We start from the raw sequence: 12,340 nt of genomic DNA, 5'->3' as shown, positions 1-12,340 counted from the left end.
GAACTGTCAATTGCAGAATTTGTATATAAAAGAGTCGTTTAGATCACGATGTGTAATAAATGTGACACAATTTGTGCCTAAGCTTTGCTAAGATGAGGCGCGGTAAAAAATCATCGCATTTTGTAGGTGATAAATTTTAAGCGACAAAATATAAAAAAATAATCAAGGGGTTGATTGTAATGAATAAGATTTTGCTAAAAGGACTAGTTGCAACGGCTGTTGTGTCTGCATTAACAGCCTGTGGTAGTGACAATGACGATAACCATAGTTACGTATCTAAAGCCTGTGCCGATGCGGGCGATGCTTGTACAATTTTCACCGTCATTCACACCAATGATAACCATGGCCGCTTCTGGGCTAATAAAGACGGTGAATATGGGATGGCAGCACGTAAGACTGCTATCGACAGTATTCGTGACGAAGTAGAACGTGCTGGTGGTGACACTATCCTGCTATCTGGTGGTGATATTAATACAGGTGTACCAGAGTCGGATATGCAAGATGCTGTACCGGACTTTATCGGTATGAGTATGCTGGGTTATGATGCCATGGCTGTTGGTAACCACGAGTTTGATAACCCGTTAACAGTATTAGACATGCAAGCTAATATTGCTCAATTCCCAATGTTAGCGGCAAACATCTACAAAAAAGACTTAAATGGCGATCCAACTCAAGAGCGCTACTTTGAACCTTACCGCGTATTTGAAATTAATGGCCTTAAGGTTGCTATTATCGGCTTTACCACTGTAGATACGCCAAAAGTTGTTAGCCCAGATAACGTAGCAAGCCTACATTTCACCGATCCTCAAGAAGAAATTCAAAAAGTATTAACTGAAATCGAAACTAATGAAACAGTTGATATGGTGTTCGCTCTTACTCATATGGGTCACTACGCTAATGGCGAGCATGGTACAGAAGCACCAGGCGACGTTAAGTTAGCTGAATCAGTCGCAAAAGGTAAGTTACAAGCGATTATCGGTGGTCACTCACAAAACCCAGTTTGTATGGAAGGTGATGGTTACGCTGACTTTAAACCAGGTGATGAATGTAAGCCTGATGAAAAGAATGGTACTTTCATCATGCAAGCTCATGAGTGGGGTAAGTATGTAGGCCGTGCTGACTTCGAATACATTGACGGACAACTATCACTTTCAAGTTATAAGCTGATCCCAATTAACTTGAAAGAAGAGAATGAAAACGAAGAGCTTGTTTTCATTACAGAAGAAATTGAACAAGACCAGCTTGTACTCGATGCATTGCAGCACTACCAAGATCTTGGGCAGGAATTACTCGATGTGACGATTTCAAGCACTGACGGTAAGCTAGAAGGTGATCGTGGTGTTGTTCGTGCTGAGCAAACAAACTTAGGCCAGTTGCTAACACGCGCCTATGCAGATTGGGTTACTGCTAATTTTGAACCAACGGTTGATTTTGGTGTGATGAACTCAGGTGGTATCCGTGATTCGATTGCGGAAGGCACGATTTCATACCGCGATGTACTCACGGTACAGCCATTTGCCAATGATGTTGCATTTGTGACCATGACAGGTGCTGAAGTTCAAGATTACCTAGCAAACGTAGCGCTTAAGACCGGTGGCGGTATGCCACAGCTTTACCCAATGGAAATGAATGTGTCTTGTGATGCGTTAGAGATCAACCCAGACGCAACTTCTGCAGATATTGTACAGATCGCTTCTCTAGGTGACCGTGAGTTCAACCTTGCAGATAATTACACCTTCTCACTGATTAACTTCAGCGCTAAAGGTGGCGATGATTATCCAGTTGTTACCGCTCATGCGAACTACATTGATACGCAACGTAGTGATGCATCGGTACTTCGTGAATACTTTGAGAAAAATCCAAATATCAAGGTTGCTGAATACGCGCCTGCTAACGGTGGACATCCTAAGTTCTTCCGTGGTGGTTCAGAAGTTAAGAGCTGTGCCAAATAAGCAGTATATTGCTTGATGGCCAAGCTTTAGCACCTAGGTTAAACAGTAGTATTTGTTTAAGGTAGGAGCTAAAGCTTACTAACTTGATCCGTTTAAAAATCCAGTACTTGCCTTGGCAGGTACTGGATTTTTTTCAGCCCTAAACAACCGACTTCAGTATAGGGCATCATCAATTGGGCCAACGACAAAACGAATGAAAATGACGGAGTAGGTTGTGTTTAATGGCTTAAAGATTCATTTAAACGTGTCCAAGTTAGACTCAGTGTTAAAGTTAAGCTTTCCTATCTGTTATTTGGTTTTTATAAAAAGAGAAAATAAATTTTTTATAAATTCTCTTGAAAACGTTTTTTACGTCCACATATATGTTGTAGGGTCGCTCGATGAGGGCCTAAATAATTGACTTAGACTTTGTGCCTTAGGGGCAAAGGATAAGTTAGAAGCGAATAACCGCTTCGTTGTGGTGCGACAGTTGTCGGCCACCTAACTTTTAAAAATATTGCTTAAGACAAGGATATACCCATGAGAAATTATGATCTAACACCACTATACCGTAGCGCTATTGGATTCGACCGTTTAGCACAGCTTGCCGAGCATGCCGCATCGAATAAAGGCAATTCTGGTTACCCTCCTTATAACATCGAACTGATTAATGAACACCGCTACCGTATCACTATGGCTGTGGCAGGTTTTTCGATGCAGGAACTTGAGATCACAAGCGAAGGTGACAAGCTGTTAGTCAAGGGCACGAAAGCCGAGGCAACCGATGAGCGAAAATATCTGTATCAAGGTATCGCTGAGCGCGGATTTGAGCGTACATTCCAGCTTGCCGATTACGTTACTGTGATTGGTGCTAACTTAGAGAATGGTTTACTGAATATCGATCTTAAGCGTGAAATCCCTGAGGCGATGAAACCGCGTAAAATTGAGATTGGTAGCTCAAAATTACTCGATAGCGAGTAATGGCTGCTAAGCCCCTAGGTTATTACTAATACATGAATTTAAAAAGGGAGCCATTTGGCTCCCTTTTGCTATGTCTCTATTAGAAGGCTAGGCTTTCATCGCCTTTTCGCCGCGGGCTAAGCCAACAACACCAGAGCGAGAGATCTCGACCACCTTTGTAAAATCTGCGAGTGCTGCGATACAGGCATCGAGTTTTTCGCTGGTACCGATTAGCTGCATGGTATAAAGACTTTGGGTGACATCGACGATTTGGCCACGGAAAATATCCGCTAAACGCTTCACCTCTTCGCGGTTATCTCCGTGTGCTTTAACTTTAATGAGGGCAAGTTCTCGTTCGACATGAGCGGACTCGGTGATATTTGAGACCTTAAGGACATCGATAAGCTTATGTAATTGTTTCTCAATCTGTTCCAAAATATATTCATCGGCATTAACGGTAACCGTAAGGCGCGACAGGGTACTATCTTCGGTTGGCGCAACGGTTAAGGTTTCGATGTTATAACCACGCTGAGAGAACAATCCAACAACTCGTGAAAGGGCGCCGGGCTGGTTTTCAAGTAATACACATATAATACGACGCATTAGCTTTTCTCCGTTTTGCTTAGCCACATTTCATTCATTGCCCCGCCACGGATCTGCATTGGGTGGACGTGCTCTGTTTCATCGACATGGATATCCATAAATACCAGTCTGTCTTTGATACTAAGCGCTTTCTCAAGACCCGCTTCAAGTTCAGCTGGGTTACTAATAGTCATACCTATATGGCCATAAGCTTCAGAAATTTTAGCGAAATCTGGTACCGAGTCCATATAGGACTGTGAGTGTCGACCAGCATAGATCATGTCTTGCCACTGCTTCACCATACCCAAGAAGTGATTGTTCAAGTTAATAATAATTACAGGTATATCGTATTGCAGTGCAGTAGAAAGTTCCTGAATATTCATCTGAATCGAGCCATCACCCGTCACGCAGATAACGGTTTCTTCAGGCATCGCCAACTTTACACCTAAGGCGGCTGGTAACCCAAAGCCCATGGTGCCTAGGCCGCCAGAGTTGATCCAGCGACGAGGTTTATTAAATGGATAGTAGAGCGCAGCAAACATCTGATGCTGACCCACATCGGATGCCACATAGGCATCACCATTGGTTAGCTTATGAAGGGCTTCTATAACCTGCTGGGGCTTAATTTTTTTGTCGTTGGTGGAGTATTTGAGGCTATCAACTGCACGCCATTTAGCAATATCGCTCCACCACTCATCATTGGCTGCAGGATCTATGATGCCATAATCGTTTGCTTCAATCTGCTTAAGCATATCGTCGAGGATTTTTTCAGCAGAGCCAACGATAGGGATATCGACTCTTATGGTCTTTGAGATAGAGGAAGGATCGATATCTATGTGTAAAATTTTGGCGTTAGGGCAGTACTTCTCGACATTATTGGTGGTTCGATCATCAAATCTCACACCAATACCGAAAATAAGGTCACTGTTGTGCATCGTCATGTTGGCTTCGTAGCAGCCGTGCATGCCTAACATGCCAACACTGTTCTTGTGGGTGCCAGGAAATGCACCTAAGCCCATTAAGGTGCTGACAACGGGGATCCCAAGCTTTTCAGACAGCGCTAGTATTTGCGCATCACACCCAGATATCACCGCGCCGCCACCAACATAGAGTACTGGTTTCTTAGCGTTTAACAGTGCTTGTAGGCCACGACGGATCTGCCCTTTATGGCCAGATGTCGTTGGGTTGTATGAACGCATACTGATATCTTCAGGATACTGGTAATCGTGCAGAACTTGTGGGTTCATGCAGTCTTTAGGCACGTCGACAACGACAGGGCCAGGACGTCCGCTAGAGGCGATATAGAAGGCTTTTTTGATAATGGCTGGAATGTCACGGGGATCGGTCACTAAGAAGCTGTGCTTAACGACAGGGCGTGAAATACCGATCATGTCACATTCTTGAAACGCATCATTACCGATTAGGTGGCTTGGAACCTGTCCAGAGATCACCACCATAGGGATTGAATCCATATAGGCCGTTGCAATACCGGTTATTGTATTGGTAGCACCGGGACCTGAGGTCACTAAGACAACGCCAACTTCGCCGGTGGCGCGGGCATAACCATCGGCCATATGAACGGCGGCTTGCTCGTGACGGACTAAAATATGCTCGATATTAGATTTTTCGTGCAGGGCATCATAGATATCCAGTACGGAACCGCCTGGATAACCAAAAATATGTTTAACACCTTCGTCAATAAGAGAACGGACGACCATGCTGGCGCCTGATAACTTCTCCATAGTATTTCCTCTTAAGTTACCGCTACGGTATGCAGTATCTTGATACAGCGACGGTAATCGCTCTAATAATTAAGCTCAGACGGTAATCTTTGCTCGCGAAATGCCAAATAATCTAAGATAGAGATTAATGCGCAATCGAATTGCGTGGCAAACACTCAACAAATGAGTGCGTTTTCATCATATAAAACCCTTGTGTTATTACAAGTGCTTTAGGGGAAAAACTGTTCTGAATGAAGAAAATTCATTATTGATAACAAAATAGTGAGCAAAAACAGTGAAGAATTAACGGGCGAGTAATAATTTTCTCACTTTGAAGGTGATAAGAGATTGCTGGCTTACACAGTTAAGCTTTAGCTTCTTGTTAATCGCAACATAAAGCTTCGCCAGCCTCTCTTTAATTTACGCTCATATTGAGATAAGTGACCACCACTTCCCCCTATGCTCGCCTGAGTCTTACAGGCAGGGGGGCTTTAAAGAGCTTAATTCATTCTGTTAAGGTCGCTGGCTCGTGACGGCTTAAAAACTGGCACAGTGCCACTAACAGTACTGCAGCTAGCATTAGTGCGGAGAAGGGCACTGCGGTTCCGTTATAAAACAGTGCGAGCAAAGGGCCTGCTAATGCACCAAAGCCAAAGCGTAATGTGCCGATGACAGCCGTTGCTGTACCTGTTTCTTTTTGAAACTTCATCAACACGATAGCATCGGCATTAACCGACATAATACCGAGACAAGCCATAAGTGGCAGTAGCATGAGTACAGTAAAGTGATAGCTTAAGTCAATCAGGTTCACGCTTAGCAGGGCTATGCCTGCGATAGCTCCGAAAAACGTCGAGACTTTAAGCATGCGTTTAGAACCGTAGCGCCCGACAATCTTACTGTTAACCACATTGGCCAGCATTAATGCGCCGACATTGGTGCTGAACAGAACCGCAAACAGTGATTTGTCTAGGCCAAATACTTCCATATACACGAAAGGCGAAGCTGTGAGGTAGCAGAAAAATGCAAATGAGGTCAGTACGCCGCTAGCAATATTGAGCTTGACGCCTTTTTTAGTAAACACAGTCGCGTAGGCACCAAAAAATGATTGAGTGCTTCGGCAGCTGTTGTCTGTATCGCTAGGCATTTTAAGTTTAAGGCTAACCAGCATTAGCAAAACAAAGGCATAGAATGCCAATATAAAAAAGATTAGCTGCCACTCGCCAACTTCTAAAATAAGGCTGCCGATACTCGGCGCTATCAGTGGCGCCAACATCATAATTAGGCTGACGTAAGACATGCCTTTAGCGGTATTTTTACCGTATAACTCTTTAATATAACCAGGGACCACCACCGTTGCTGCCGCTCCGATAAAGGCCTGTATAAAGCGGATAATTAGAAATGATTCGATAGAGGTCACAAAGGCGATTGCGAGGCTGCTGAGCATAAAACCGCTTAAACCAAGCACTACTAGCCGTTTACGCCCAAATCTATCCGCTAAGGGGCCGAAACAGAGCATGCCTAATGCATAGCCGCCTAAGTACAGGCTGAGTGATTGCTGCACTAAGGTGATATCGGTGTCAAAGCTTGAGGCAAGTGTTGCCATTGCTGGCAGATACATATCAATAGCAAGCGGTGTGATAGCGACAATGGCAGACAACATAGGGATCAATAAAGCTAAGTGAACACCAAATGCTTGCTTGTGAGTGGCCGAACTATTGGGAGAGTTGTTCAAAAGTACCTCAATAAAATACTGCTTATCCTACGAATTAAATCTAATCTTTCTGCGTACGCTGCTTTAGAAATACTTAGTTTTATAGACAACAGCTTTGTGAAAACCAAACTTAAGTTAAAAAAACTTGGGTTAAAAAATATGTCATCTTTTAGTGGTGCTTACATTGCCGACCAAAAGGTTAAACACCCGATTTGGCGAATGAAAGGACCCCTTTAAATGTACTGAATCTTTAAAGAGGCTGGTGCAATCATAGTAGCGTTTTAAACTCAATAATCAATCCTAATACTCGGTTATCTTGCACTCTTGGAACTGCAATTTGTAAGCAAAAGCATCTTATAGTAGCGGCGTAAGGGTTCATGGTCTGTCGTAACAAGGGGGAGTATTTTACTCAACAATGAGAACAGCTACATAGCCAGTGAGTATTGGTTCGTTGTTTTAGCTTAGGACTAAAAAGAGAGTGGCTCAAAATAAAAAACTCCATCGCTTTAAAAAAGTGACGGAGTTTTTTATTTTTAATTCCAGCTAAGCTGAATCGAAGCCTACAAGTTTTAGACTAAGTGCCTTCGCTGTGACAGTTTTAATCGAACAGGATTAAAAACCGCGAGGGAGTTGACCCTTACCAGCTAGCTTTTCACGCCAGAGTTCTTTTGGTGTTTTACCACCACTCTTGGCTGCAGGCTTAGCTGCTTTTTTCGCTGGGGCTTTCTTAGCCGCAGGTTTAGCTGCAACAGCCTTTTTCTCGGCTTTAGCCTCAACAGGTGCACTATCGCCACCGACTTCAGCTAACATCGCTTCTAAATCACTAAAGCGTAAAGATTTACCGCCATCGATTTTGTACCAGCTACCTTTCTGTTCAATTTTAACAGCTTGGCCATCACGCTGAGTTAGCGCAGTCTCAAGTGAGCTGATAACTTCTTCTTTGGTCAGTTTTGACATAATAATAACCTGTTTATTTTTGTGTGTACTTGAAGGTTTGTACTGATTTTATCGTTTAATGCACTGTAAAGTCCAATTTTAGCCGGAACTGGCTGTATTTATATGACGTTTTGAGCACTTTAGCGTAAATAGTGAGTTAAATCGGTTTGCTTTTTAAGCAGACACGCTCGGCGTCTTATCTATGAGTTAACTGTCTATTTATACTAACAATAGGTTAAAATAGACTTTTTGCTACTCTCGGCGGATTTATGACTCGGACCGAATTAGGCCAATACTTGGCCGATTTTTTACAAGTATCTAATTTTAAAGACTATGCTCCAAACGGTTTGCAGATCGAAGGTAAGGCAGAGATTAATACTATTGTTACTGGGGTCACAGCATGTCAGGCATTAATTGATGCGGCTGTGGAACTCAATGCCGATGCGATTTTGGTTCACCATGGTTTCTTTTGGAAAAGTGAGCCTGAAATTATCGTTGGTATGAAACAAAAGCGTATTAAAGCCCTACTGGTAAACGATATTAGCTTATTTGGCTATCACCTACCGTTAGATGCTCACCCTGACTTGGGTAATAATGCGCAGTTGGCAAAAGTGTTAGACATTGTTGAACCAAAGCCCATTGAGAATGTTGCCCAAGGTTTGATGTGGCAAGGTCGGCTCGCAACGCCTCTATCGGCTAAAGCCTTTAACGAACAAATTTCAGTAAAGCTTAATCGTCCATGTCAGCACTTAGGCGATAGCGATGCCGTAGTGAGCAAGGTTGCCTGGTGTACGGGCGGTGCGCAAGATTATATCGATATCGCGGCGAATATGGGACTCGATGCGTTTATCAGTGGAGAGGTCTCGGAGCGTACTTATCACTGCGCCGTTGAGCAGGGGATCCAGTACTATGCAGCGGGTCATCACGCGACAGAGCTTTATGGTATTCAGGCATTAGGAGATCACCTAGCCGAGCAGTTTGGCATTAAGCATCATTTTGTCGATATCGTAAATCCTGTTTAGTCTAAATTAACAGGTTAGCATCGATTATTGCTCGTTTGAGCGCCCATGTTCCGAAATTAATTCGAGTCAATGGGGAACGACGGGCCGTCAATAAAAAAGCCGCTTATCAAATAAGCGGCTTTTTAGTGTTTTAACGAGGTGTCAAGGTGAGAAGTTTATTTAACTTTCATACCTGGTTGAGCACCTTCGTGTGGCTCCATAATCCACAGATCTTTTCCGCCAGGACCAGCTGCGAGTACCATGCCTTCAGATACACCAAAGCGCATCTGGCGTGGAGCAAGGTTTGCTACCATAACCGTGAGCTTACCCTCTAGATCTTCAGGTGCATAAGCAGACTTAATACCTGCAAATACCTGCTTTGTCTCGCCGCCTAAATCTAGCTCAAGTCGTAAAAGCTTGTTGGCTTCTTTGACGTGCTCAGCTTTAGCTATACGCGCGATACGAAGATCGATCTTGGCGAAATCATCGAAGCTGATCTCGTTGCTAATTGGGTCTTGCTCAAGCGGTGATTTCACTTCTTTCTTCACTTCTGGCTCTGCAGCAACTTGAAGGTTTTCTTTCGAAGCTTCGATAATCGCTTCAATACTCTTCATCTCAACACGTTGCATTAGCGCCTTAAACTTAGCGATTTCATGGCCTGCAAGATCGATGTCTAGGTTATCCCACTTCAGTTCCATCTGTAGGAAGGCTTCAACATCTTGCGCAAGCTTAGGGAGTACTGGCTTAAGGTAAGTCACTAAGATACGGAACAGGTTAAGTGCATTACTACAAACCTGGTGTGCTTCTTCTTGCTTAGCATCGTCTTTAATTAATTGCCAAGGAGCTGAGTCTGCCACATAGGCGTTAGCGATATCTGCAAGTGTCATCACTTCACGCATTGCCTTGCCGAATTCACGGGTCTCGTAGAAGTTAGCGATGCTTTCTTGCTTAGCTAAGAAGCTCTCTGTCAGGCTAGTATCTGCAATTTTTGCAAGTTTTCCATCGAAACGCTTAGAGATAAAGCCTGCGGTACGTGACGCTAGGTTAACCAGTTTACCGACTAGGTCAGAGTTAACGCGCTGGGCGAAATCTTCAAGGTTCAAGTCTAGATCATCAATTCTGCTGCTTAACTTCGCGGCATAATAGTAACGAAGGTACTCAGGATCTAGATTGTCTAGGTAAGTACGCGCCTTGATGAAGGTGCCTTTTGATTTTGACATCTTAGCGCCGTTCACCGTCACATAGCCGTGCGCATAAACACTAGTTGGTTTACGCAGGCCTGCACCGTCTAACATGGCTGGCCAGAATAGGCTGTGGAAGTAGACGATATCTTTACCGATGAAGTGGTACACCTCGGCAGTTGAGTCTTTGCTCCAGTAATCATCGAAGTTTAGATCGTCACGCTTGTCACATAGGTTCTTAAATGAGCCCATGTAACCGATTGGTGCGTCTAGCCATACGTAGAAAAACTTACCCGGTGCATCAGGAATTTCGAAGCCGAAGTAGGGGGCATCACGAGAAATATCCCACTGTTGCAAACCTTGCTCGAACCATTCACCTAGCTTGTTGGCCATCTCTTGCTGTAAAGAGCCTGAGTTAATCCACTCTTTTAACATGCCTTCGAATGCAGGCAGATCGAAGAAGAAATGCTCAGTGTCTTTCATTACAGGTGTCGCACCAGATACTGCTGATTTAGGGTTGATTAAATCAGTTGTGCTATAGGTTGCACCGCAGTTATCACAGTTATCACCATATTGGTCTTCAGACTTACAGCGCGGGCAAGTACCTTTAACAAAACGGTCAGGTAGGAACATCGATTTTTCAGGATCGAATAACTGAGAAATCGTTTTGGTCTTGATGTAGCCTGAGTCGCGCAGCTTGATATAGATCTGGCTCGCTAGCTCACGGTTTTCATCGCTGTGAGTGCTGTGGAAGTTATCAAACTGAATATTGAAGTCAGCAAAATCCTTCTCATGTTCTTTTTGAACTTGAGCGATCATCTCTTCAGGAGTTATCCCCAACTGCTGTGCTTTAAGCATGATCGGCGTGCCATGAGCATCGTCAGCGCAGATATAGTGACATTCGTGTCCACGTAGCTTTTGAAAACGTGACCAAATATCGGTTTGAATATACTCAAGCATATGACCCAAATGGATTGGACCATTAGCATACGGAAGTGCACTTGTGACTAGGATTTTACGTTGTGAATTTGCCATCTTTTCTCAAAATCGCTGGGAACCTAATTGGAATGGCATAGATACTAACCGATCCAATGCATAGTTTCATCAAAAGCTCGCACAAGTGGATTAAATCTAGACTAATGTTTGCCAGAATATCTGGTACAATTGCGCAAATTATATTTAGGGGGTCCGTATTTTGTCTTCAACACATCCAAATTATCATCTTGATGATGATCTTCTTAGCCCTGTATTAGCAATTCTCGATACCTTTCAAGACACGTATCTGAATAAGAGTCTGTTAAGCGCAGGTATGGTCACTAAACTTGCGATTGAAGGTAAGCGACTGCAGTTGGGATTATGTTATTCATACCCTTGTCAAACTCAGTATCGCGACATCGTGATGGCCGTGACGAAAGCGTTAGCTGTATTGGATGCAATTGATGAAGTTGAATGCGAAATTGACTTCCAACCAGATACCGTTTCGGCTATCAGTGCCGTTGAGCCGCTACCTAATATCAAGCAAGTGATTGCCGTTGCCTCAGGCAAGGGTGGTGTGGGTAAGTCGACGACTGCAGTTAACCTCGCGTTGGCATTAGCAGCAGAGGGCGCAAGTGTCGGTATTTTGGATGCTGACATCTACGGTCCATCGATTCCGATGATGTTGGGTGTGGAAGATTTCAAGCCCGTCTCACCAGACGGCAAGATCATGACCTTTGCTCCTGCACACGGTATTGCGGCGCAGTCTATCGGCTTCATGCTCGATGGCGACCAAGCGGCAGTGTGGCGCGGTCCAATGGCCGCCGGCGCATTAGTTCAGCTACTCACCGAAACCGAGTGGCCAGAGCTTGATTATCTCGTTATTGATATGCCACCAGGAACTGGTGATATTCAATTGACGCTTTCACAAAAAGTGCCTGTTAGCGGAGCGGTGATTGTTACCACTCCACAAGATATCGCGCTAGCAGACGCTAAGAAAGGCGTCAGCATGTTCCAAAAAGTGAACATTCCGGTATTAGGCATCGTGGAAAACATGAGTTTCCATCTATGTCCTGAGTGTGGCCATAAAGATCACCCGTTCGGTGCAGAGGGTGGCCAGAAAATGGCGACTCGCTACAATGTACCTCTCTTAGGTCAATTGCCTCTACAGTTAAACATTCGTGAAGATGTGGATAAAGGCACGCCTACAGTCGTTGCCGATGAGTCTAGCCAAGTTGCAGGGATTTATCGTGAAATCGCGAGAAAAGTTGGGGCTCAGCTTGCACTATGTCAAGCGCAGCCAAAAGTATCAATCAGCATGTCTGATGACGAATAAAGGTTA

9 protein-coding genes are annotated in these 12,340 nt (G+C 44.1%); 4 read left to right on the top strand and 5 right to left on the bottom strand.

What is annotated here, in order from left to right; all coding sequences use genetic code 11:
• Window positions 1-179 precede the first annotated feature (179 nt).
• Both ushA and K5Q92_RS09250 read left to right on the top strand, forming a co-directional pair.
• Entirely contained in the window at window positions 180-1,952 is a 1,773-nt protein-coding gene (ushA, locus tag K5Q92_RS09255) for a bifunctional UDP-sugar hydrolase/5'-nucleotidase UshA (protein WP_220768720.1), read from the top strand.
• Between the two features lie 519 nt (window positions 1,953-2,471).
• Window positions 2,472-2,912, top strand: a complete 441-nt coding sequence (locus K5Q92_RS09250; protein WP_220768719.1) for an Hsp20 family protein — start codon at window positions 2,472-2,474, stop codon at window positions 2,910-2,912.
• Between the two features lie 87 nt (window positions 2,913-2,999).
• On the opposite strand, the gene ilvN is transcribed toward K5Q92_RS09250, so the two are convergent.
• The 4 genes from ilvN to K5Q92_RS09230 all read right to left on the bottom strand — a co-directional run bounded on the left by ilvN (window position 3,000) and on the right by K5Q92_RS09230 (window position 7,862).
• Window positions 3,000-3,494: an acetolactate synthase small subunit gene (gene ilvN, locus K5Q92_RS09245; RefSeq protein WP_220768718.1), complete on the bottom strand. Its 495-nt coding sequence runs from the start codon at window positions 3,492-3,494 to the stop codon at window positions 3,000-3,002.
• The gene (locus K5Q92_RS09240; RefSeq protein ID WP_220768717.1) at window positions 3,494-5,215 is read right to left on the bottom strand and encodes an acetolactate synthase 3 large subunit; all 1,722 of its coding nucleotides are present in this window, start codon (window positions 5,213-5,215) and stop codon (window positions 3,494-3,496) included. The genes ilvN and K5Q92_RS09240 overlap by 1 nt, the downstream gene beginning before the upstream one ends.
• A 484-nt stretch (window positions 5,216-5,699) precedes the next feature.
• Window positions 5,700-6,854 carry a multidrug effflux MFS transporter gene (locus K5Q92_RS09235; RefSeq protein ID WP_259649535.1) on the bottom strand — a complete coding sequence of 385 codons (1,155 nt, stop codon included), beginning with the start codon at window positions 6,852-6,854 and terminating at the stop codon, window positions 5,700-5,702.
• Between the two features lie 663 nt (window positions 6,855-7,517).
• The gene (locus K5Q92_RS09230) at window positions 7,518-7,862 is read right to left on the bottom strand and encodes a hypothetical protein (protein WP_220768715.1); all 345 of its coding nucleotides are present in this window, start codon (window positions 7,860-7,862) and stop codon (window positions 7,518-7,520) included.
• Window positions 7,863-8,110: 248 nt separating this feature from the next.
• Between K5Q92_RS09230 and K5Q92_RS09225 the strand changes: the two genes are divergently transcribed.
• Window positions 8,111-8,863, top strand: a complete 753-nt coding sequence (locus K5Q92_RS09225; RefSeq protein ID WP_220768714.1) for a Nif3-like dinuclear metal center hexameric protein — start codon at window positions 8,111-8,113, stop codon at window positions 8,861-8,863.
• A gap of 155 nt (window positions 8,864-9,018) precedes the next feature.
• On the opposite strand, the gene metG is transcribed toward K5Q92_RS09225, so the two are convergent.
• Window positions 9,019-11,058 carry a methionine--tRNA ligase gene (gene metG / locus K5Q92_RS09220; RefSeq protein WP_220768713.1) on the bottom strand — a complete coding sequence of 680 codons (2,040 nt, stop codon included), beginning with the start codon at window positions 11,056-11,058 and terminating at the stop codon, window positions 9,019-9,021.
• A 160-nt stretch (window positions 11,059-11,218) separates the two neighbouring features.
• On the opposite strand from metG, the gene apbC reads away from it, so the two are divergent.
• On the top strand, window positions 11,219-12,334 hold the full coding sequence (gene apbC / locus K5Q92_RS09215; RefSeq protein ID WP_220768712.1) for an iron-sulfur cluster carrier protein ApbC: 1,116 nt from the start codon (window positions 11,219-11,221) through the stop codon (window positions 12,332-12,334).
• Window positions 12,335-12,340: the final 6 nt, after the last annotated feature.

Source organism: Shewanella sp. MBTL60-007 (assembly GCF_019654915.1).
GTDB lineage: Bacteria > Pseudomonadota > Gammaproteobacteria > Enterobacterales > Shewanellaceae > Shewanella.
The sequence above is the reverse complement of the archived record's forward strand: the minus strand, read 5'-3'. Positions and strand labels throughout refer to the sequence as shown.

Bases quoted from the DNA above. Each gene is read 5' to 3' on its own strand.
- ushA (WP_220768720.1), top strand. From the start codon at position 180: ATGAATAAGATTTTGCTAAAAGGACTAGTTGCAACGGCTGTTGTGTCT.
- K5Q92_RS09250 (WP_220768719.1), top strand. From the start codon at position 2,472: ATGAGAAATTATGATCTAACACCACTATACCGTAGCGCTATTGGATTC.
- ilvN (WP_220768718.1), bottom strand. From the start codon at position 3,494: ATGCGTCGTATTATATGTGTATTACTTGAAAACCAGCCCGGCGCCCTT.
- K5Q92_RS09240 (WP_220768717.1), bottom strand. From the start codon at position 5,215: ATGGAGAAGTTATCAGGCGCCAGCATGGTCGTCCGTTCTCTTATTGAC.
- K5Q92_RS09235 (WP_259649535.1), bottom strand. From the start codon at position 6,854: ATGTTGTCTGCCATTGTCGCTATCACACCGCTTGCTATTGATATGTAT.
- K5Q92_RS09230 (WP_220768715.1), bottom strand. From the start codon at position 7,862: ATGTCAAAACTGACCAAAGAAGAAGTTATCAGCTCACTTGAGACTGCG.
- K5Q92_RS09225 (WP_220768714.1), top strand. From the start codon at position 8,111: ATGACTCGGACCGAATTAGGCCAATACTTGGCCGATTTTTTACAAGTA.
- metG (WP_220768713.1), bottom strand. From the start codon at position 11,058: ATGGCAAATTCACAACGTAAAATCCTAGTCACAAGTGCACTTCCGTAT.